We start from the raw sequence: 21,731 nt of genomic DNA on the forward strand, positions 1-21,731 counted from the left end.
TCCCCCTTCCATGCGCGGAGAGTGGACGACATGAAGGTCCTCTGGCTGTTCGCCCACCCCGACCAGCGCTCACTGAGCGGCGCCCTCATGACCGAAGGCCTGCGCACCCTCGACGCCCACGGCCACCAGCACCGCGCCTCCGACCTGTACGCCATGAAGTGGAACCCGGTGGTCGACGCCGCCGACTACGACCACGACCCGACCGACCGCCTCCTCGTCGGCGAGGCCTCCCAACGCGCCTACACAGACGGCCACTTGGCCCCCGACATCCGCGCCGAACAGGAAAAACTCACCTGGGCCGACACCTTGATCGTCCAGTTCCCCCTCTGGTGGTACGGAATGCCCGCCATCCTCAAGGGCTGGTTCGACCGTGTCTTCGTCAAGGGCTTCGCCTTCGGCCTCACCGACCCCGCCACCGGCCGCCCCCTGCGCTACGGCGCCGGCAAACTCACCGGCAAGCGCGCCCTGGTCGTCACCACCGCCGGCGCCCGCGCCGCCACCCTCGGCCCCCGCGGCGTCAACGGAGACCTCAACGACCTCCTCTTCCCCCTCCAGCACGGCACCCTCTGGTACACGGGGATCTCCGTCGTCCCGCCCCTTCTGATCCCCAGCGCGGACCGCGCCACCCCGACCGCCTACGCCACCGCCGCCACCCGCCTACGCGAGCGCCTGCGCACCCTCCCCACCACCGACCCGCTCCCCTTCCGCCACCAAAACGGCGGCGACTACGACGACAACCTCCTCCTACACCCCGACCTGCCCCAGCCGTCCCCCCTCCCCACCGGCCCGGCCGCCCACTACACAGCCCCACCCCCACCGGTCCACCTCTGACCCCCGAACCACATACAAAAAAGCCGCAGACCCGGTGGAAGCGAATTCCACCGGGTCTGCGGCATCAGTAGCGGGGACAGGATTTGAACCTGCGACCTCTGGGTTATGAGCCCAGCGAGCTACCGAGCTGCTCCACCCCGCGTCGGCAAACCAAACCCTACGCGACTCCCGCACCAACACCTAATCGTTTTCCCCGGCCCTACCCCGCATCCCACAACTGCCTCCCCTTGGGCCGACGTGCACTTCTGCCCGCCACGACCGTGCCCTACGTCCACGACGCCCCCCCGCGGCCACCCTCCGCCGCCCTGGACGAGGTCGGTTGCTGTAGTTGCTGCATTTCCCTGCTGTACGGGCCACCGAAGGGGCAGCCTCCGCGTGCGCGCCGTCCGGGTGCTCGCCGGCAGCTGCATCACAGTCCGGTGCGGTGGATGTAGGAGATGACGGTCAGGCTCTCGTCCTCGATGTTCCACGGTGAGGTGCAGTGGAGGATGCCACCGGTCGTCGTCGCGGGCTGGGGCGGCACGTCGGCCGGATTCCGTGTCCGATCGTTGCGATCTCCGTCGGCCTTGTCGGGTCCCGACGCCATCGCTTCCGGCTTCACGGCCACGTCAGGGGCTCGCGGACCCAGGCGACAACTCTCATGCCTTCGACTCGAACAAGGCGGAAGATTGTCTGAAATTGCGTCGCTCTAGCGATTGATCCTTTGTACCGTCAGACAACTACTGAACGGGGGGATCTCCATGATTCGTCGTGTCTCACTGGCAGCCGCCGCGTGTGCGGCCGTTGGTTTCTCTCTTCTCACTGTTCCGGCCCATGCGGCCGGAGCCGAGGCGGCGCCCACCCACGCGTCGCAGAAGGTGATGTCCGGGTCGGACCATGTCAAGTGCACCAGCTTGAGCAAGGGGCAACTCTGCATCGTCATGAACAGCCGGCCCCAGTCCATCGATGTCATCTACACCAAAAAGGGTGGCGCGAACATCAAGGCGCAACTCGGGTATCGCATGAACGGGTCGTCGTCGTACGCCGGGCTGGAGACCATCAGCGACGGCGACCGGGCCACCAACACCTGGAAGATGAGCTGGCCCTGCAAGAGCGCCGTTGGCCTGCTCAAGGTCCAGGGGCAAGGGACCTTCGAAACCCCGTCGGCGACGTTCCCGGGCTGCTGATGAGGTAGCACAGGACACCAAGGACCCCAAGGGGCCCGCCGGGAGCGGGCCCCTTTCGCATGTCCGCCGCCAGGAGCAGGTGCCCACCACACCAGGGGTGCACCATGAGCGACACCTCGACGAGCAGCACCCTCGCCGTCGCGCCGCAGGGAGGCCCAGCCACGCCGCCGACTGAGCAGACCCCGACCGGCACCGCGCCGAAACCCGACCGCGCCCGCGCCGCCCACCCGCTGGTCACCCTGAAGGTTCACCCGAAGATCGCGCAGCGGATCCTCCGGCACTCGCAGATCGCGATGACGATGGAGGTCTACGCCGAAGCGAGTGAGGAAGAGGTGCGCGCCGCCCTCGGCAAGCTCTCGGAAGCGATGGGTCGCGCCGGCTGACGCGGTTGCTGTACTTCGCTGCTGTACGGCACGAAAAAGCCCCCGTCCGGATTACCCGGCGGGGGCTTTGACCTGCTGTGCGCTCGGCAGGATTCGAACCTGCAACCTTCTGATCCGTAGTCAGATGCTCTATCCGTTAAGCTACGAGCGCTTGGCTTTCCGGCGGTTTTTCTTGCCGGTCGGCGTTGCGGGAACAACATTACATGACCTGCGCCGTGAGGCGAAATCCATTGCCCGTAGCGCGGCTGACCTGCAGAAACGCCTCTCTCGGGGGTGTTCTCGGGGTTACTTGGGCCAGGGGGCGTTCTCGATGATCCGGGCGAAGTTCGGGCGGGTGTAGCCCTCTTCGGAAGCGGTGCCGGACGTCGGCCGTCAAGAGCGCCGAAGGTGGCGAGGGTCCCGAGGGCGTCGAGTTCGATGGCGGTGGTGACGCGCGCCACATCCGGACCACGTGGTGCGGGATCTCCGGAGCGATGGGGAGGGGGTGCCCTCCCAGGCCAGGCCGCTGCTGCCCCGGCCCGCCGCGCATGGACGGAACCCAGGACACCGGCCGTCGGGGCCGGAAGCCAGGCGGAACACCAGGCCCAAAGCTCCAGCGGACCCGAGCAGCGATCCAGGTCGTGATCATTCCGGCCCGGAAAGCGCTCAGGCCCCAGTCGAGGAGACCAGGGCCTGAGCGAAGAAGAGCGGAGGCGGAGGGATTTGAACCCTCGATGGGGGGTAAGCCCCAAACCGCATTAGCAGTGCGGCGCCATAGACCGGACTAGGCGACGCCTCCACACACTCCACGCGCGCACATGAACGCTGTGGCGTGTCCAGATGATGGCACAGCTCCAAGGGCTGTCACCAATCGCCCCCTACGGTACTAGGCGCGCGGGCCGCCCGGCAAAGACGTTCCTGCAGCGCAACGTCGGGGGCGGCGGCGCGTTAGGAGTGTGGGGCCGTCGCGACGCCGTTGTCGTGCGCCCCCGGCGTGTACGCACCCCGTGCCGCCCCGCACTCGCCTCTGGAGCCTGTGATGCCGCACCACCGGACGTCATCCCTCTTCTCCGCTGCCGCAGCCGCAGCCGTCGGCGCCAGCGCCACGGCCGGCGCCCGCCGGTCCGCCACGGCGGCCATGGTGTCGCTCGCCTCCGCCGCCGTGCTGGCCCTGGCGGCGCCCGTCGCATCCGCCGCCCCGATCCCGCTGCCGCATCACTGGTCCGGTGACGGCCTCGTCGGCGCCGGCCACCATGCCGCCGGCCCCCGCACGCCCGACGGTCACTACCTCCCGGCCGGCCACGGGCCGGCGGCGCCCGCGCTCGCGGTCGGCGACCACCTCACCGTCACCGTCCAGCACTCCGGCTCGGCGCGGACCGACGGCACCTTCGAGCTGTATTGCCACCCCGGCGGCGGCAACCACCTCCATGTCAAGGACGCCTGCGCGAAGCTCGACGGGATGACGAGGTGGGGCAGGGACCCGTTCGCCGCCGTGCCGCAGGGTGCGAACTGCACGATGATGTACGGCGGCCCGGCCACCGCCCATGTCACCGGGACCTGGGCGGGGCGTCCCGTCAACGCGGATTTCCGGCGCACCAATGGGTGTGAGATCGACCGCTGGGGGCGCTTCGAACCCCTGCTCCCCTCGACCCGTTCATGACCCGGTTCATGCCGTAGTAGCGCGGCAGGTCAGGACGAGGGGCACATGTCGGGCGTGCGGTGAGTCGCACAAGGCCGCGGCATTACCTCCTCGTCATCCGCCTCCGCGTCCCGGGCAAGTGCCCGTAGACTCCATCCCAGCGATCCGCCACGGTGGATCGGCAAGGTGCGGTAACAGGGAGGAAGCGTCGTCGTGAGCAGCAGGCCATCCCGAGGCGCTGCTCGCCTCGCAGCCATACTCGACGCCCTCCCCGACGCCCTGTTGCTCGTGAACTGCAACGGCACGGTCGTCAACGCCAACACCATCGCGCTGGAGACCTTCGAGGCGCCGGGCACCGCCCTCGTGGGGCGCGGGCTGCTCGATCTGCTGCCGTCCTTCGACTCCAAGCGGATCCCGGGTTCCATGCGGCGCCGGGACGAGGAGGAGGAGCGCACCCGTACGAAGCCGACGCGGATGGTCGCGCGGCGGACGGACGGGACCGAGCTGCTGGTCGAGGTGACCAGCGCGAATCTGGAGGACGGCCGGACGCCGTACGAGTCGGCCTTCGAGGCCGCGTACGCCGATCACCGCAACGGCTATACGGGCAACGAGCTGCTGATGCTCGTGGTCCGTGATCTGACCGGGACGCTGGACACCGAGACCGAGCTGGCCCGCCAGCAGCGGCAGACCGAGATGATCCTGCGGGCCGCGGCCGAGGGTGTGATCGGGGTCGACGCCGAGGGCAAGGTCGTGCTCGTCAATCCGTCCGCGGCGCAGATCCTCGGCTACCGGGCGAGTGAGCTGGGCGGCAAGGAGCTGCATCCGCTGATCCACCATTCCCGGGCGGACGGCTCGGCGCTGCCGTGGGAGGACACCCCGCTGGCCGACACGCTCAAGTCGGGGCGCAAGCACCGGGTGCGCGGGCAGGCGCTGTGGGCGAAGGACGGGCGTGCGGTGTCCGTCGATCTGACGACGGCGCCGGTGCGGGACGGGGATCAGCTCGTCGGCGCGGTGATGACCTTCACCGACCGCCGCGCCTTCGATGCGCTGGCGGCCCGCCACACCCAGCTGCTGGCGGTGCTCGACCAGGCGCTGCGCGGGCCGCTGGAGGAGCTGAAGGGCGAGCTGGGCACGCTCGCCTCCGACCCGGCCGGGCAGCTGTGGCCCGAGGCGAACCAGATCCTGCACCACCTCGCGGCCGGCCACGCTCGGATGACGACGCTGGTGGACAACGTCCTGAGCTATCAGCGGCTGGACTCCGGCAAGGAGAAGCTCAACCGCACGAAGGTTTCGCTGGACGCCGTGGTCGCGGCGGGCGTGGAGGGCGCGGTCGAGCTGATCGGGCCGGGCCGGGCGCAGTTCGCGGTGCATGCGCCGCCGATAGAGGCGACGGTCGACGCGGAGCGGATCGCCCAGGCGCTGTCGCATCTGATCGCGGATGTCGCGGGGGTCGATTCGACGGGCCGGATGCCGGCCGGTGAGGCCGCCCTGGGCGGGCGGTCGGGGCCGATCCCGGGCGATTCGACGATCGTGGTGGCGGCGGCCAAGCGCGGTGATGTCGTACGGATCGAGGTGCGCGGGCCGTTCGGCGGCGGCGATCCGGTTCATGAGCCGATCGTCCGCGGCATCGTGCGGCAGCACGGCGGGCTGATGCAGACGCACGAGATGCCGGGGGCGCCCGGCGGTGGGTCCGGTGCGGGCGGCAGCTCGTACGTGCTGGAGCTGCCGGTGGCGGCGGACGGCGCGGCGCTGGACGGCGCGACGGCCGGGGCGGACCGGCCGGCCGAGCTGACCGGCAACGAGACGACGGTGATGCCGGTGCCGGCCGCGCGTGCGCGGGGCACCCAGGGCGATGCGGCGGACCCCGCCGCCGGTGAACGTCCGGACGACGAAGGCGGCGAGGGCCCCGCCGGTGGTGACGGCGGAACCGGTGGATCCGGCCGGCCGCTCGGCGGTGGTGGTGCGGGACACGGCGCGGTGCCGGCCCCGGCGGGCGGGGCGCAGCCGACCGGTCGCCGGCGGGCGCGGCACTCGGGCGCGGAGCAGGGAAGCGAGACGGGCTCCGGTGCCACCGACGGTGGCCCGGGAGCGCATCCGCAGCACGGTGACGGGACGAACGGTGCGGGGCTGCCGCCGGGCATGGCGGGGGCCGAGGGCGTGCCGCCGACCGGACGGCGCCGGGCGCGGCAGGGGGCGACGGAGGGCGGCGGCCTGCCCGCGCTCCCCGCCGGTGCGAACGGGGCGGCGCCGCAGCGGCCGGGCCACGGGACGGCCGGCGAGCATGGTCCCGCGGCGGCGGCGTCGTCGGCCGAGGCGCCCGGCCAGGATCCGGCGGCCGCGGTGCCGGCGCGCCCGCAGATTCCGGGGCAGACCCCGGCGCCGGGTCAGGCCACGGCTCCCGGTCAGGCCCACGTTCCCGCGCAGGCCGCGGGCCCCCAGGGGCTCGGCCCCGTACAGCCGGCCGGGCGGCGGGCGCGCCGGGCGCTGGCCGAGGCGCCCGAGCGCACCGCGCAGGGGGACGGGGACCGCGCCGGCGCGGCCGCCGCCTCCGGGGCGCAGCAGGCGTCCGGTGCCCGTACCGCTTTTGCGCTGCCGCCCGCCGCGGCGGACCGGACCCCGCAGTCGTCGCTGCCGGAGCTGCCCGCGGCCGCCGAGCAGATGGCCGGTCAGCAAGCCGGTCAGCAGGCCGGTCAGGCCGGCGGCAGCGGCTCGGGGCGCCGTCGGGCGCGCCGTCCGGTGGCCGGCGGGCCGGAGGCGGCGGTGCCCGGTGCGCAGCCGGGGTACGAGCTTGCCGCGGCCGGCGACTCCACGCCGCCGCAGGGCGAGTGGGAGAGCGAGCCGAGCGGACGGCGGCGGGCCAGGCGGGCCGCGGCCGAGGAGCGCGCGGCGGCCGCGATGGCCGACGCCGAGTCCTCCGGCACCTTCGTGGCGGGCCCGGAGGGGCTCGTGGCGCAGCCCGCCGAACCGGCCGAGGCGACGGGTACGGCCACCGGCACGGCGGCCGGTATCGCCCCGGCGCCGGAGGCCGGTGCGCCCCGGCCCGCCGCCCCCCAGCAGCCCGCCGAGGCCCCCGCCCCCACCGGCCGTCGGCGCGGTCGCCCCAGTCCTGCCGAGGAGGCCGCGGGCCCGTCGGCGCCTGCGCAGGGCGGGCCCGCGGCAGCGCCGCACCGTCAGCCGCTGCCGCCCGCCACCGAGGACGACGGTTCGCAGGGGCGGGCGTTCAGCGTGCGGACGCTCGGGCAGGGCGTGCCGTTCGCGCAGCAGATCGCCGACCAGCAGCGGCCGCCGCTGCCCCCCGGCAGCACCCCGCCCGGCGGTACGTCCGCCGGTTCGGGCCGCCGCCGTAAGCTCGCCGCGCCGCCGCAGGAGGGTGCGCGGGCGACGGCCGCCGGGCCCGCGGCGGCCGAGCAGCATCCGCACCCCGGGACACCGCCGCAGCAGCAGGCGCAGCACCCGGCCGCCGCCCCGCCGCAGCCGCATCTGCTGGACGCGAGCGAGGGCCGGGCCTTCGCGATCTCCGCGCCCGACGAGGGCAGCGAGGGCCCCGAGCCGCTGGACGGTCCGAACGGCGCCATAGAGGTGATGGACCGTCAGCCGATGCCGAAGGACGACGAGCTGCCGCCGGAGCCGCTGGACAATCCGCGCCGGCTGCTGGTCTGGCCGGCGCCGGACGGCGCCACCCAGCAGGCGCTCAGCGACCGCGGCTACCGCCCGGTGATCGTCAACTCCCGTGAAGAGGTGGACGCCCAGATCGCCGCGTATCCGGCGGCGCTCTTCGTCGACCCGCTGACCGGGCCGATCACCCGCACCGCGCTGCAGTCGCTGCGTCAGGCGGCGGGCGCGGCCAAGGTCCCCGTCCTGGTGACGGCCGGGCTGGGGCAGGCCACCCGGGAGGCCGCGTACGGTGCCGACCCGGCCGTGCTCCTCAAGGCGCTGGCCCCGCGCGACAGTGAGGTGCATCCGCCGCGGGTGCTGCTGATCGAGCAGAACGACGACATCGCGGCCGCCCTGACCGCCTCGCTGGAGCGGCGCGGGATGCAGGTCGCACGGGCCTCCGCGGACGCCGATGCGGTCACCCTCGCCCAGCAGATGCGGCCGAACCTGGTCGTGATGGATCTGATGCAGGTGCGCCGCCGGCGGACCGGCATCGTCGACTGGCTGCGCGCCAACGGGCTGCTCGACCACACCCCGCTGGTCGTGTACACCTCCGCCGACATGGATCCGGCGCAGCTGCCCCGGCTGGCCGTCGGTGAGACGGTGCTCTTCCTGGCGGAGCGCTCCACGAGCGCCGAGGTCCAGGCCCGGATCGTCGACCTGCTCGCCAAGATCGGCACGAACTGACGACGGCCGGCGGGCCGGACGCCCACGCCGCGGACGCCCGGCCCCGGAGCACCGCTCACGGCCGGCGGCTCACGCCAGCAGGGTGACCTCCAGCTGCCCGTCCGCGTACTGCTTGCGCAGCACCTTCTTGTCGAACTTGCCCACGCTCGTCTTGGGCACCGCCGGGATCACCGCCCAGCGCTCCGGCAGCTGCCAGCGCGCGACCCGCTCGCCGAGGAACGCCTTCAGCTCCTCGTAGCCGATGGTCACGCCCTCGTTGAACACCACCGTCGCCAGCGGCCGCTCGCCCCACTTGTCGTCCGGTACGGCCACCACCGCGGCCTCCACGACATGCGGGTGTGCCATCAGGTGGTTCTCCAGCTCGACCGAGGAGATCCATTCGCCGCCGGACTTGATGACGTCCTTGGCCCGGTCGGTCAGCGTCAGATAGCCGTTCGGGGTGATCGTGCCGACGTCGCCGGTGCGCAGCCAGCCGTCGGGGCTGAACTTGTCCTCCGGGCGCAGCGGTTCGCCCTTGGCGCCGCCGTAGTAGGCACCGGCGATCCAGGGCCCGCGGACCTCCAGTTCGCCGGCGGCCCGGCCGTCCGCGGGGAGCCACTCGCCGTCCGGACCGATCAGCCGGGCCTCCACGGAGGCGGGGAAGCGGCCCTGGGTGGCGCGGTAGGCCCACTCCTCGTCGCCGCTGACCCCGGCCGGCGGGTGGGAGACGCAGCCCAGCGGCGAGGTCTCGGTCATCCCCCAGGCGTGCACGACCCGGATGCCGTGGCGCTCCTCGAAGCCGCGCATCAGGGCGGGCGGGCAGGCCGAGCCGCCGATGACGACCGTCCGCAGGCAGGCCACATCCCGCTGGGTGGCGTCGAGTTCGGCGAGCAGGCCCTGCCAGATGGTGGGCACGGCGGCGCCGATGGTGGGCCGTACGGTCTCGATCATCTCGGCCAGCGGCGTGGGCTGCAGGAAGCGGTCGGGCATCAGCAGGGACGCGCCGGCCATGAACGCGGCGTGCGGCAGGCCCCAGGCGTTGACGTGGAACATCGGCACGACCGGGAGGGTGATGTCGCGCGCGGTGAGGGCGAACGCCTCGGCGGTGTTGACCTGCAGGGAGTGCAGATAGAGCGAACGGTGGCTGTAGAGCACGCCCTTGGGGTCGCCGGTGGTTCCGGAGGTGTAGCAGAGCGCCGCGGCCTCCCGCTCGTCGATCTCCGGCCAGGCGTAGCTCTCCGGCCGTCCGGCGAGCAGCTCCTCGTAGTCGTGCACCTGCGCCGTGGCTCCGTCCAATACGGAGCGGTCACCGGGGCCGGCGACCACGACGTGCGCCACGTTCGACAGCTTCGGGAGCAGCGCGGCGAGCAGCGGCAGCAGGCTGCCGTTGACGAGGACGACGCGGTCCTCGGCATGGTTGACGATCCATACCAACTGCTCGGCGGGCAGCCGCAGGTTGAGCGTGTGCAGCACCGCCCCCATGGAGGGGATCGCGAGGTAGGCCTCCATGTGCTCCGCGTTGTTCCACATGAGGGTGCCGACCCGTTCCTCGTCGGCCACGGACAGCTCCTCGCGCAGCGCATGGGCCAGCTGCGCGGCCCGGCGGCCGATCTCGGCGAAGGTGCGCCGGTGCGGGTCCCCCTCGGTCCAGGTGATGACCTGCGACTCACCGTGAACCGTCGCCCCGTGGGCCAGGATTCGCGAGACGGTGAGCGGTACGTCCTGCATCGTGCTCAGCACCGGGTGCCTCCGCTTTGTTACGGGCGGTTAGTGGTGCTGCGATTGTCGGCGCATACCGCTTGGTATGTCACGCCCTCCGGGGTGTGTTCTTGCCCGCTCATGACCGGATGCGGCGACGGACGAGCCCCTCCCCGGCCCGCCCTCCCGTGCGGGGGCACGGGCCACGCGCCGGTCCGGGTCAACCGGCCGGGACGCCGGGCCGCCCGGTTCACCCACAGGGATGGCCCTGTCGGCACGTTGCTTGTGCCGTCTCCGTGCCGCGCAGCACGCTGACGATCACCGGAATCCCGGTCACTCGTTTCTCACCTCTGACAGGAGCGTCCTATGCGCCCCCACCTCGGCCGTTGCCTCGTCCTTGCCGCCCTGGGCGGTATCGGTGTGCTCGCCTGCGGCACCGCTCAGGCGGCCCCGCAGGCCGCACCGGCCCTGCGCCAGGGCGGCGACGGCCCCTCGGTCGGCCGCCCGTTGTTCGCCGGGCAGTTCGACCCCGTCGGCGGGATGGGCGGCGGGGTGATCGCCGGTGGCGGGAAGCCGGTGCTCCTCAAGGCCGACGGGAGGCGGTAAGGCCGACGGGAGGCGGTAAGGCCGACGGGAGGCGGTAAGGCCGACGGGAGGCGGTAAGGCCGACGGGAGGCGGTAAGGCCGACGGCAGGCGGTGCGACCGCGGCCCCGGCCGCCGCGCGGTCCGGTCGGCCGCGCGCCCGCACCGGCCGGCCTCACGAGCGCCGGTCTGCCTCACGAGCGCCGGTCTGCCTCCGGGGTCACCGCCTGAAGGACCAGCACCGACAGATCGTCCTCGACCGGGCCGGTGCCGAAGTCGTGCGCGGCGCGCCGTACGTGCTCGGCGAGGGCCTTGGCGCCCAGCCCCATACCGTCCCGCAGCACTTCCATCAGACCGTCGTTGTCGTCCAACTGCCAGTTGCCGCTGCGGCGTTCGGTGACCCCGTCGGTGACGCACAGCAGCGTCTCGCCCGGTGCGAGGGTGAAGGAGCTGGCCTGGAATTCGGTGCCCTCGTCGATGCCCAGCAGCATCTGCGGCTCGGAGGCCGGCTCGACGGTGCCGTCGAGGAACATGTGCAGCGGGGGCGGGTGGCCGGCCGTGGCGACCGTGCAGCGGGCCCCCGGCACACCCGGGTCGACCTCCAGCTCGCCGTACAGCAGGCTCAGAAAGCGCGAGGCGGCCTGCTCGCCGCCCTGCTCCACCGCCTCGGCGCTCTCCTCCGCCATGGCCAGGTTCAGCCGGCCGAGCACCGACTCGACGCCGTGTCCCTCACGGGCCAGCAGCCGCACGAGGTGGCGGGCCAGGCCGGTGACGGACATCGCCTCCGGGTCCTTGCCCTGGACGTCGCCGAGTAGGAAGCACCAGCGGCGGTCGCCCATCGGGAAGACGTCGTAGAAGTCACCGCCGACGGTCTGGCCCTCCCCGTGCGGCTCGTAGACGATCGCCGTGTCGACGCCGACGATGCTGGCGAGCGACGCGGGCAGCTGCCGGCGCTGGAGCGCCAGGCTGATCGTGGTCTGCCGGGTGTACTGGCGGGCGGTGAGCACGGCCTGGGCGACCCGGCGTGCCACGTCCTCGACCATCCGCACCACGGTGTCGGTCATCTGGAGGTGCCCGGCCCGGCCGAGCAGCAGCACGCCCTGGTCGGTGTCCCGGGCGACGAGGGGAAAGGCCAGCGCCGACCCGCCCGTGGAGGACGCGCCGGCGCTCTCCGGCCAGGGCCAGGGGATGCCGGCGGTGCGGACGATCTCGGTCGGCGGGTCCCGCTCCAGGTCGTCGCGGAGCGGGTTGATCCGCCGCTCGTCGACGTGCCAGACCCGGGACAGCTGCATCCGGCCGCTCTCGGTGGTCAGCCAGATCGCACACCAGTCGGCGAGCCGGGGCACCAGCAGCTGGGCGGCGAGCGCGGTGACCATGTCCTGGTCGAGCTGCCCGGCCAGCAGCTCGCTGGTCTCGGCGAGGAAGGACGGGCCACCGCGGTCGGCCCATTCGGCGGCGAATCCGGGCCGGCGGGCGCGCTCGCGCACGGGAGGAGCCAGCGGTGCGGGAGGCTCGGCGCTGCGGCTGTCGAGCTGCGGGGACGGGCTCCCGGCGGTGCCGGGCTCGCCCTCGGTGGCCTCCAGACGGAACCAGACGGTCTTCACCGCCTTGTGGTAGGTCACGCCCCAGGACTCCGCCAGCGCGGCCACCAGCTGGAGCCCGTACCCCGGCTCTCCACTGCGGGAGTCCACCCCGCCGCGTACCCCCCGGGAGGGGTGGCGGTCGGAGACCTCCATGACGACGCCCACCTTGGCCCGGCCCCGTCGCTTGCCCTCGGCCTCCTCGCCGGGTTTGCCGTACTCCAGGCGGCAGGTCACATCGATATCGGTGCCGGCGTACATCACGGCGTTGGTGACCAGTTCACTGGTGAGCAGGACGGCGTCATGGATCAGCTCCTGGCTGATCGCCGCCGCTCCGGGCCCGGCCGTGGCGGGTGGTGCGGCCGCCCGTTCGGAGAGCAGCGCCCGCACGAACTTGCGCGCACCGGCCGCGGCAAGCTGGTTCGCGGGCAAGCCTTTCCGGGAGACGGATTCCGTCATGGGCGGGGAGGACAGCGCGGTCACTGCACCCCCTGGATGTGCCGGGAAAATACATCTACGGGCGCTTTATACTATGTCATACCTGCCCAAATGGATCACTCTGCCCGACCGGACCTTCTCCATATCGATCTTTGGGGGGATGGTGTGTCATGGCGCTCGACCCGACCCGGCGCGAGTCTGCTCCGCAACCCCCGGATCCCCCTGCCTCCCGACAGTCCACCGAGGCCGCCGAGAGCGCACGGCCCGCGGAGGCGCCCGGGCCCGCACCGCCCCCTGACCGGCCCCCGTCCGACGGGCAATGGGTGCGCACCAGCGAGCTGCGGCCGCTGCTCGCGGCGCTGAACGCACTGCGTGACGGGGACTTCACCACACGTGTGCAGACCACGCCGGACGGCGGCTCCTCGGACGCCGTGCTGGCCGACATGGCCGGCGTCCTCAACCAGATCATCGCCCGCAACGAGCATCTGGCGACCGAGCTCCAGCGCGTACGGGGCGAGGTCATCCGGCAGGGCCGGCTGGACGAGCGGATCTCCGCGAGCCCCGGCCAGGGGACCTGGACGACGAACATCGAGGCGGCCAACACCGTGCTGGAGGCGCTGGTGGTCCCGCTCGCCAAGGCCACCCGGGTGCTGGATGCGGTGGCCGACGGCGATCTGACCCAGCGCGTCGATCTGCACGACGGCAACCGCCAGCTCCGCGGCGATCTGCGCCGGCTGGGCAGCGGGGTGAACCGCATGGTCGACCAGCTGTCGCTGTTCACCGGCGAGGTCACCCGGGTCGCCCGCGAGGTCGGCACCGAGGGCCGGCTGGGCGGCCGGGCCAAGGTCCAGGGGCTCTCCGGCGACTGGCTCCATGTGACCGAGGCGGTCAACACCATGGCGTCGCGGCTGACGGCGCAGGTGCGCGACATCGCCGTGGTCACGACGGCGGTGGCCACCGGCGACCTGACCCAGCAGGTGACGGTGGAGGCCACCGGCGAGCTGCTGGAGCTGAAGCTGACCGTCAACAAGATGGTGGACCAGCTGCGGGCGTTCGCGGACGAGGTGACCCGGGTGGCCCGCGAGGTCGGCACCGAGGGTCAGCTCGGTGGCCGCGCGCAGGTCAGGGGCGTCTCCGGGGTCTGGAAGGACCTCACCGACAACGTCAACTTCATGGCGTCCAACCTGACCTGGCAGGTCCGCAACATCGCCCAGGTGACGACCGCGGTGGCCAACGGCGACCTGAGCCAGAAGATCACCGTGGATGCCCGGGGCGAGATCCTCGAACTGAAGTCGACGATCAACACGATGGTCGACCAGCTCTCCGCCTTCGCCGACGAGGTCACCCGGGTGGCCCGCGAGGTCGGCACCGAGGGCCGGCTGGGCGGCCGCGCGCAGGTCAGGGGCGTATCCGGGGTCTGGCGCGACCTCACCGAGAGCGTCAACTTCATGGCCGACAACCTGACTTCGCAGGTCCGCAACATCGCCCAGGTCGCCACCGCCGTCGCGGAGGGCGACCTCGGCAAGACGATCACCGTCGAGGCCAAGGGCGAGATCCTCGAACTGAAGACGACGATCAACACGATGGTCGACCAGCTCTCCGCCTTCGCCGACGAGGTCACCCGCGTGGCCCGCGAGGTCGGCACCGAGGGAAACCTCGGCGGTCAGGCGCAGGTCAGGGGCGTCTCCGGGGTCTGGAAGGACCTCACCGACAACGTCAACTTCATGGCGCTCAACCTGACCTCCCAGGTCCGCAACATCGCCCAGGTGACCACTTCGGTGGCCAACGGCGACCTGTCGAAGAAGATCGATGTCGATGCCCGCGGCGAGATCCTGGAGCTGAAGGACACCGTCAACACGATGGTCCAGCAGCTGCGGGCGTTCGCGGACGAGGTGACCCGGGTGGCCCGCGAGGTCGGTACCGAGGGCCGGCTCGGCGGCCGCGCCCAGGTGCACGGCGTCTCCGGCGTCTGGAAGAACCTCACCGACAACGTCAACTCCATGGCCGACAACCTGACGTCCCAGGTCCGCAACATCGCCCAGGTCGCCACCGCCGTCGCCAAGGGCGACCTGTCGAAGAAGATCGACGTCGATGCCCGCGGCGAGATCCTCGAACTCAAGACGACGATCAACACGATGGTCGACACCCTGTCGTCGTTCTCGTCCGAGGTGACCCGGGTGGCCCGCGAGGTCGGCAGTGAGGGCCAACTGGGCGGCCAGGCCCGGGTCGAGGGCGTCTACGGCACCTGGAAGCGGCTGACCACCAGCGTCAACGAGCTGGCGCTGAACCTGACCACGCAGGTCCGCGCGATCGCCGAGGTGGCCAGCGCCGTCACCCAGGGCGACATGTCCGGCTCGATCACCGTGGACGCCCAGGGCGAGGTCGCCGCCCTGAAGAACAACATCAACCTGATGGTCGCCAACCTCCGTGAGACCACCCGCGCCAAGGACTGGCTGGAGTCCAACCTGGCCCGTATCGCCAGTCTGATGCAGGGCCACCGCGACCTGGTCGAGGTCGCCGATCTGATCCTGCGCGAGCTGACCCCGCTGGTGAACGCGCAGTTCGGCGCGTTCTTCCTGGCCGAGGCGGGCGCCGAGCCCGGCGAGGGACTGGAGCTGATCGCCGGGTACGGCACCGGCCAGCCTGAGGGCCGCCGTTCCCTGCCTCGGCTGCGGCTGGGCACCCCCGGCTGGGGCCTGATCACCCAGTCCGCCATGGAGAAGAAGCGCATCGTCGTCGAGGCCGTCCCGCCCGACTACATCACCATCAGCTCCGGACTCGGGGCCTCGGCCCCCGCCAGCATCGTCATCCTCCCGATCCTCTTCGAGGACCAGGTGCTCGGCGTCATCGAGCTGGCCTCGTTCAGCCGGTTCAGCGAGGTCCACCTCGCCTTCATCGACCAGTTCGTGAACACCATCGGCGTCTCGATCAACACCATCATCGCCAACGCCCGTACGGAGTCCCTGCTCTCGGAATCCCAGCGCCTGACCGCCGAGCTCCGCCAGCGCTCGGACGAACTCCAGCTGACGAACGCCGAGTTGGAGGAGAAGGCGGCACTGCTGGCCACCTCCTCGCAGTACAAGTCGGAATTCCTGGCGAACATGTCGCACGAGCTGCGCACCCCGCTGAACTCCCTGCTGGTGCTCTCCCGGCTCCTCGCCGACAACCCCGAGGGCCGGCTCTCCGCACAGGAAGTGGAGTTCGCCGTCACCATCCACCGCGCGGGCGCCGACCTGCTCCAGCTCATCAACGACATCCTCGATCTGTCGAAGATCGAGGCCGGCCGGATGGACGTCCACCCCAAGAACCTGCCGCTGATCAAACTCCTCGACTACGTCCGGGCCACCTTCAAGCCGCTCACCCTCGACCGCGGCCTCACCTTCGACGTCAAGGTCGGCGAGAACGTCCCCAAGGAACTCTTCTCCGACGAACAGCGCCTCCAGCAGATCCTCCGCAACCTGCTGTCCAACGCCGTGAAGTTCACCTCCTCCGGCGGTGTGGAACTCATCGTGCAGCGGGTATCGGGCACGGACTTCGAAGAGGAATCCCTGCGCACCGCCGACGACGTCATCGCGCTCTCCGTCAAGGACACCGGCATCGGCATCTCACAGGAGAAACTCGACGGCATCTTCGAGGCGTTCCAGCAGTCCGACGGCACCACCAACCGCAAATACGGCGGCACCGGTCTCGGCCTCTCCATCAGCCGTGACATGGCCGCACTGCTGGGCGGCCGGATCATCGCCGAGAGCGAGCCGGGCGTCGGTTCGACCTTCACCCTGTTCGTGCCCGCGCGCTACACCGGCCCCTCCGCCGCCACGGGCTCCACCGCCGGGCCCCTCACCGCGGAGGGCCCCGCACCGTCCGGCCAGGCCACGGCTCCCCGACCCACCGTGGGCGAACAGCGCACGTCCGCGCCCGAGGCCCTGGAGAGCGCGCCGCGCGGGGACCTCTTCCGCAGCCAGGAAACCCATGAGCCGACGGCACCGGTGGCGGCCCCCTCCTCCGCCGACGGCGACGCCGTCACCTGGCCCGAGACCACCCGCCTCAAGGACTGGCTCAGCGGCCGCCCCGGCGAGGTACTGGCCGACCGCCGCATCCTCGTCGTCGACGACGACATCCGCAATGTCTTCGCGCTCACGCACGTATTGGGCCGGGTCGGCATCACCGTGAAGTACGCCGAGAACGGCCGCGAGGGCCTGGAAGTCCTCAACCGGACACCGGAGGTCTCGCTGGTGCTGATGGACATCATGATGCCCGAAATGGACGGTTACGAGATGATCAAGGCGATCCGGCAGGCACCTCGATTCGCGGACCTCCCGGTCATCGCGCTCACCGCCAAGGCCATGCCCGGCGACCGCGAAAAGGCCATCGAGAGCGGAGCCAATGACTACATCCCCAAGCCGGTGGACGTGGACCGGCTGCTGTCGGTGATCTGCCGCCTGCTGGATCCGGAGGACGGGTGCCTGGATGCGCCTGAGCGCCTGGAGGGGGGCGGGGCCGCCGATGCGGGTGAGATCTCCGGTAGCGGCGAGGCGTCCGAGATCGGAGAGAGCGCTGACGCCGACGAGACGACCGCCGACGAGGGCACGGACCAAGGCACAGGCCGGGACACGGACCAGGACGACCAGGGAACGACGGGGGAGCAGTCATGACGACCGCACCGGACACCTCACCCAGCATCCTCATCGTCGACGACATGGAGGAGAACCTCGTCGCGCTGGAAGCCGTACTGGGCTCGCTCACCCCGAAGGTGGTGCGCGCACGCTCCGGCGAGGAGGCCCTCAAGGCCATGCTCCGCGAGGAATTCGCGGTCGTCCTCATCGATGTGCTGATGCCGGGCATGAACGGCTTCGAGACCGCCGCCAACATCAAGGGCCTGGACCAGACGAAAGACGTCCCGGTCATCCTCCTCACCGGCGCCTCCGTCGACCCCAACTACGCCTACCGCGGCTACACGGTCGGCGCCGCCGATTTCCTGATCAAGCCGTTCGACCCCTGGTTGCTACGCACGAAGGTGAACGTCTTCCTCGACCTCTTTCGCAAGAACCGCCAACTCGCCGCACAGGCGGAGCAGTTGAAGCGCCTGCTGACCTCGGAGGAGGCCCCCGGCGGCGAGGGCGCGCCGGGCCCGGCAGCGGCCTCTACGGGCGCGGCCGCCCCCACGGTTGCGGCCTCGACACCGGCAGCGGAGGAATCCCCGGAGCCACCGGCATCCGGGACGACGGCCCCGCACCCCGACCTCCCACCGACCCCCGGAGCCCCGGAACCCGCCGAGCCCCCGCAGCCGGCCGCCGGCGACGCCTCCCGCCTCGCAGAGGTCGCCGGCCAGCTCGCCGAAGTGGAACTCCTCCTGCGCGACGCCGAGGGCCCCGACAAGTCCCGCCTCGCCGACCGCATCGCGGACCTGGAACAGGCGGTGGGGAGACTGATGGTGAGCCGGGGGACATAGACCCCACGGGTGGACCGCCCCACCTCACATGGCCGTTCTCGTGCAACCCAGTCGCTGTCCCGTCGAAAGCAGTCGAGAGAGAAACTGCCGCGACCGGGACACGGCATGCACGACTACGCGTAAAGCGGCAGGTCCTGTGTCGTGATCGCCCACTCGCCGATCGTCACATCCTCGCCGTACACGAATTCCTTTCGGGTGGCGTAGCGAGGGCCGCTCGGGGTCGGGTGGATGTCGGAGAGCACCGCGCCGGTGCCCGTACGCGGGTCGAAGATCACGTATACGGGAATGCCCAGGAGGGGATAGTCGCGCATCTTGCTCACCCAGTCGTTGTCCGGGTTGGAGCGGGAAACGACTTCGATCGCGGCGATGAGCGTACGCGGATCGAAGGATCCCTCGACTTCCATGTCCGCCTCGGCGATCACCATCACGTCAGGGTGCCGCATGATGCCCTCGGAAGGGCCCTCCACGTCGGGGGTTCCCATGTGAGCCACCAGCTCTTCCGGCATCGCCTTTTCGAGGCGCTTCCGAATGCGCAGCGTGGTCAGTTCGTGAGGCCCGACAGGCGCCCTCATGTCGTGAACAATCCCCTCCTTCGTGATCTCAAACTTGCCTGGAAGGGTGTCGTCCATCGACTGAACGAACTCCCGCATGGTCTGGTACAGGACGGCGTCCCGTCGCGCGTCGTCCGGGTCCATGGTCATGACCGCTCGCGCCTCTCTCTGTCGGCAGGCCTGCTCGGCTTCCTCGCGTGCGCGGCGAGCGCGGGTAGCCTGCGGGTTTGGGTGGCCGCTTCATCGACCCCACATCGGAAGGTCGAATTCCGCCCAGACCGTCTTGCGGGGGAACGGCCCCCGGCAGACCCCCCAGCGGTCGGCGAGCGCGTCCACGAGGACCAGGCCGTGGCCCGATTCCCGTACGTCCGAGGCTTGCAGAGCCGGGAGCCGGTCACCCCGCGCATCCGTCACCTCGATACGGAGCGTGTCCGCGTCAGACAGGACGACGAGGCGGAAGTCCCGGCCCGGTACGCACCCGTGCGTAGCGGCGTTCGTGGCCAGCTCGGCAATGACCTGAGCCGGAGCGTCGAACGGCAGCCCCCATGACCGTAGTTCCTCCGTGGCGAGCAGCCGCGCGAGGCGGGCACCCCGGCGGGTGGCGGACAGCTGGACCTTGAACTGGAGCTTGTACGCGGCGATTTCCTGATTCACGTCACTCAGCGTGGTCGCGTGTGTTTACGCTGAAAAGTGATTCGGCCGGTACGCACGGTGACTGTCCTGGCGGTGTCCGGGAGTGTCCCCGCTGTCCAGGAGGTGGGAGCGGATGAACGTTGACGGAGCGGACGAGGCGGGCTGGGAAGGCCCGGAAGACGAGACACAAGCGGTCGTCGAAGCGGTCGGCCGCCAATTGAAACTCTGGCGGAAGGCCGCGGGCATGCGGCCTGCGGAGTTCGCAGCGCTCATGGGGTACGGGGAGAACTTGGTCTACAAGATCGAGCGGGGTGTGCGTATCCCCCGCCCTGAATTCCTCGACAAGGCGGATGAGGTGCTGGGCGCGGCCGGCAAGATCGCCGCAATGAAGGAGGACCTTGAGCAGGCCAGGTACCCGAAGAAGGCCCGGGACCTGGCCAAGCTGGAGGCGGAGGCGGTCGAACTCGGCGGATACAGCAACCACAACCTGCATGGGTTATTGCAGACGAAGGAGTACACGACGGCGCTGTTCGAGATGCGACGGCCCGCGTACTCGCAGGACGAGGTGGAGCGACTCGTGGGCGCTCGCATGACCCGACAGGCAATCTTCGATCGAGCTCCTGCTCCAGCGCTCATGTTTGTCCAGGAAGAGGTGACACTTCGCCGCCCCCTGGGAGGCACAATGGTCTTACGCCGACAGCTCGAACATCTGTTGGAGATCGGACAGTTGCGTAACGTCGAGATCCAGGTGATGCCGACGGATCGCGAGGACCACGCCGGAATGAGCGGCGAGATCGAGGTCCTGAAGTTCGGTGATGGTTCCGTTGTGGGCCGTGCCGAGGATCGGTCCTTTGCCGGTCCGATTTCCGATCCGAAGCAACTTCGGGTCCTTGAACTGCGGTATGGGATCATCCGGTCCCAGGCTCTCACCCCACGAGAGTCGCTGGCCTTCATCGAGAAGCTGCGGGGAGAGACATGACGCGGAAGCCTTCCGATACCACGCCGATGTGGATCAAGAGCAGCTACAGCGGCAGCGACAACAACGACTGCGTAGAAGTCGCCTGGCAGAAGAGCAGCTACAGCGACCAGGGCAACGGCAACGAATGCATCGAAGTCGCCACCACCCCGGACACCATCCACATCCGCGACTCCAAGACCCCCCACGGCCCGCAGCTGCGCGTCCACCCCACCACCTGGGCCGACTTCCTCACGTACGCCACAGACGCCGGCTGACGCGGTCAAAGGGCCTCGGGCGCCTTGCTCCTCGGCCCGCCCGCGTCACCGGTGTTGAGCGTGCCGGCCGGTTCGAGGAGCAGGATGGCGGTCTCCTCGTCGGCCACCGGGCAGTGCTCGACGCCCCGGGGGACGACGAACAGCTCGCCGGGGCCGAGCACCACATCGCCGTCCCTGAGCTGGAGGGTGAGCCGGCCGCTGATGACCAGGAAGAGTTCGTCCGTGTCCTCGTGGGAGTGCCAGACGAACTCGCCCTTCAACTTGGCGAGTTTGACCTCGTAGTCATTGAGGTCGGCCACCTTCTTCTGTGACCACAGGTCGCTGAACTGCGAGAGCTTGTCGGCGAGATTGACCGGCACCGGGGAAGACGTCATGCCGTGAGACTGCCGTGCCGGGCTGGCGACTGTCTTGTACGTTCCTGGCATGACCACGGGGCCGCGTACGACGATCAACGCCTGGCGGCCCGCCGTTCCGGGGATCACCGAGGTCTTCCACGCGCACTTCACCGAGCACGCGTATCCGTCCCACACCCATGACACGTGGGCCCTGATGATCCTCAGCGACGGGGCGGTCGACTTCGCCTGTGACCGCCACCGGCACGGCGCGACCGGGTCCGGCACGGTCGTTCTGCTGCCGCCCGGTGTCGCCCATGACGGCAGGACGGTGACCGCGGCCGGCTTCCGCAAGCAGGTGCTCTACCTCGACTCGTCCGTGCTCCCCGAGGGGCTGTCCGGCCGCGCGGTGGACGGCCCGGTCTTCGGCGATGAGCTGCTGCGCCATCGCATCGATCAACTGCATACGACCCTCGGCCACCCGGGCGACGCGTTCGAGGCCGAGTCCCGGCTGTCCTTCATCCGGGAACGACTGCACTTCCACCTGGCCGCGCTCCGGCCGCCCCGTACGCCCGGACGGGAGGCGAACCGGCTGGCTGCCGATCTGCGGGACCTGCTGGACTCACGGATGCCGGACGGCATGTCCCTGAAGGAGGCCGCCGCCGTTCTGCACGCCCATCCCACCCACTTGATCCGCTGCTTCAAGCAGACCTACGGACTGCCGCCGCACACCTACCTGACCGGCAGACGTATCGAACGGGCCCGTGGGCTGCTGCTCGACGGCCGGCGGGCGGCGGAGGTCGCGACCCTCGTCGGCTTTCACGATCAAGCGCATCTGAACCGGCACTTCACGCGCCATGTGGGCATCCCGCCCGCGCGCTATGCCGCCACGCGGCGGGCTCCGTCGTCATAGCGC

The 21,731-nt window shown here is 70.9% G+C and carries 15 protein-coding genes, 3 tRNA genes and 1 pseudogene; 11 read left to right on the forward strand and 8 right to left on the reverse strand.

Going from position 1 to position 21,731, the window contains the following annotated elements; genetic code table 11:
- Window positions 1-30 precede the first annotated feature (30 nt).
- A complete protein-coding gene (locus CPH93_RS16120) occupies window positions 31-831 on the forward strand; it encodes an NAD(P)H-dependent oxidoreductase (RefSeq protein ID WP_096213257.1) in 801 nt (266 codons plus the stop codon).
- 68 nt (window positions 832-899) lie between these two features.
- Here CPH93_RS16120 and CPH93_RS16125 read toward each other — a convergent pair.
- A tRNA-Met gene (locus tag CPH93_RS16125) sits at window positions 900-973 on the reverse strand.
- Between the two features lie 598 nt (window positions 974-1,571).
- Here CPH93_RS16125 and CPH93_RS36805 point away from each other — a divergent pair.
- Window positions 1,572-1,997 carry a hypothetical protein gene (locus CPH93_RS36805; protein ID WP_096213259.1) on the forward strand — a complete coding sequence of 142 codons (426 nt, stop codon included), beginning with the start codon at window positions 1,572-1,574 and terminating at the stop codon, window positions 1,995-1,997.
- Window positions 1,998-2,227: 230 nt separating this feature from the next.
- Window positions 2,228-2,380, forward strand: a pseudogene (locus CPH93_RS16140) (site-specific integrase); the annotation flags it as partial.
- A gap of 78 nt (window positions 2,381-2,458) precedes the next feature.
- On the opposite strand, the gene CPH93_RS16145 reads toward CPH93_RS16140, so the two are convergent.
- Together CPH93_RS16145 and CPH93_RS16150 are read right to left on the reverse strand one after the other, a co-directional pair.
- Window positions 2,459-2,531 (reverse strand) — tRNA-Arg (locus tag CPH93_RS16145).
- A 536-nt stretch (window positions 2,532-3,067) separates the two neighbouring features.
- Window positions 3,068-3,158: transfer RNA gene (locus CPH93_RS16150), tRNA-Ser, on the reverse strand.
- A gap of 240 nt (window positions 3,159-3,398) precedes the next feature.
- Between CPH93_RS16150 and CPH93_RS16155 the strand changes: the two genes are divergently transcribed.
- On the forward strand, window positions 3,399-4,019 hold the full coding sequence (locus tag CPH93_RS16155; RefSeq protein ID WP_093484273.1) for an SSI family serine proteinase inhibitor: 621 nt from the start codon (window positions 3,399-3,401) through the stop codon (window positions 4,017-4,019).
- A 192-nt stretch (window positions 4,020-4,211) separates the two neighbouring features.
- Entirely contained in the window at window positions 4,212-8,339 is a 4,128-nt protein-coding gene (locus tag CPH93_RS16160) for a response regulator (protein WP_096213260.1), read from the forward strand.
- Between the two features lie 69 nt (window positions 8,340-8,408).
- Here CPH93_RS16160 and CPH93_RS16165 read toward each other — a convergent pair whose 3' ends face one another.
- A complete protein-coding gene (locus CPH93_RS16165) occupies window positions 8,409-10,058 on the reverse strand; it encodes a long-chain fatty acid--CoA ligase (RefSeq protein ID WP_096213261.1) in 1,650 nt (549 codons plus the stop codon).
- Between the two features lie 324 nt (window positions 10,059-10,382).
- Here CPH93_RS16165 and CPH93_RS16170 point away from each other — a divergent pair, with 324 nt between their 5' ends.
- Window positions 10,383-10,622 carry a hypothetical protein gene (locus tag CPH93_RS16170; protein WP_096213262.1) on the forward strand — a complete coding sequence of 80 codons (240 nt, stop codon included), beginning with the start codon at window positions 10,383-10,385 and terminating at the stop codon, window positions 10,620-10,622.
- Between the two features lie 171 nt (window positions 10,623-10,793).
- On the opposite strand, the gene CPH93_RS16175 is transcribed toward CPH93_RS16170, so the two are convergent.
- Window positions 10,794-12,638: a SpoIIE family protein phosphatase gene (locus CPH93_RS16175; protein WP_096215464.1), complete on the reverse strand. Its 1,845-nt coding sequence runs from the start codon at window positions 12,636-12,638 to the stop codon at window positions 10,794-10,796.
- Between the two features lie 149 nt (window positions 12,639-12,787).
- Here CPH93_RS16175 and CPH93_RS16180 point away from each other — a divergent pair, with 149 nt between their 5' ends.
- Complete coding sequence (locus CPH93_RS16180) at window positions 12,788-17,269, forward strand: HAMP domain-containing protein (protein WP_096213263.1); 4,482 nt, start codon at window positions 12,788-12,790, stop codon at window positions 17,267-17,269.
- Complete coding sequence (locus CPH93_RS16185; protein WP_096213264.1) at window positions 17,266-18,066, forward strand: response regulator; 801 nt, start codon at window positions 17,266-17,268, stop codon at window positions 18,064-18,066. The genes CPH93_RS16180 and CPH93_RS16185 overlap by 4 nt, the downstream gene beginning before the upstream one ends.
- A gap of 113 nt (window positions 18,067-18,179) precedes the next feature.
- Here CPH93_RS16185 and CPH93_RS16190 read toward each other — a convergent pair whose 3' ends face one another.
- Window positions 18,180-18,767 (reverse strand): Uma2 family endonuclease, encoded by a 588-nt coding sequence (locus tag CPH93_RS16190; protein ID WP_096213265.1) that lies wholly within the window; start codon window positions 18,765-18,767, stop codon window positions 18,180-18,182.
- A 90-nt stretch (window positions 18,768-18,857) separates the two neighbouring features.
- A complete protein-coding gene (locus CPH93_RS16195; protein WP_096213266.1) occupies window positions 18,858-19,271 on the reverse strand; it encodes an ATP-binding protein in 414 nt (137 codons plus the stop codon).
- Between the two features lie 112 nt (window positions 19,272-19,383).
- On the opposite strand from CPH93_RS16195, the gene CPH93_RS16200 reads away from it, so the two are divergent.
- Window positions 19,384-20,229 carry a helix-turn-helix domain-containing protein gene (locus tag CPH93_RS16200; RefSeq protein WP_096213267.1) on the forward strand — a complete coding sequence of 282 codons (846 nt, stop codon included), beginning with the start codon at window positions 19,384-19,386 and terminating at the stop codon, window positions 20,227-20,229.
- Window positions 20,226-20,483, forward strand: coding sequence for a DUF397 domain-containing protein (locus tag CPH93_RS16205; RefSeq protein ID WP_096213268.1), 258 nt, complete (start codon window positions 20,226-20,228; stop codon window positions 20,481-20,483). The genes CPH93_RS16200 and CPH93_RS16205 overlap by 4 nt, the downstream gene beginning before the upstream one ends.
- A 5-nt stretch (window positions 20,484-20,488) precedes the next feature.
- On the opposite strand, the gene CPH93_RS16210 is transcribed toward CPH93_RS16205, so the two are convergent.
- Window positions 20,489-20,857: a cupin domain-containing protein gene (locus CPH93_RS16210; protein WP_096213269.1), complete on the reverse strand. Its 369-nt coding sequence runs from the start codon at window positions 20,855-20,857 to the stop codon at window positions 20,489-20,491.
- 49 nt (window positions 20,858-20,906) lie between these two features.
- Between CPH93_RS16210 and CPH93_RS16215 the strand changes: the two genes are divergently transcribed.
- Window positions 20,907-21,728, forward strand: a complete 822-nt coding sequence (locus CPH93_RS16215; RefSeq protein WP_096213270.1) for a helix-turn-helix domain-containing protein — start codon at window positions 20,907-20,909, stop codon at window positions 21,726-21,728.
- Window positions 21,729-21,731: the final 3 nt, after the last annotated feature.

It is taken from the genome of Streptomyces sp. 2323.1 (genome assembly GCF_900221035.1).
Classification (GTDB): Bacteria; Actinomycetota; Actinomycetes; order Streptomycetales; family Streptomycetaceae; genus Streptomyces; species Streptomyces sioyaensis.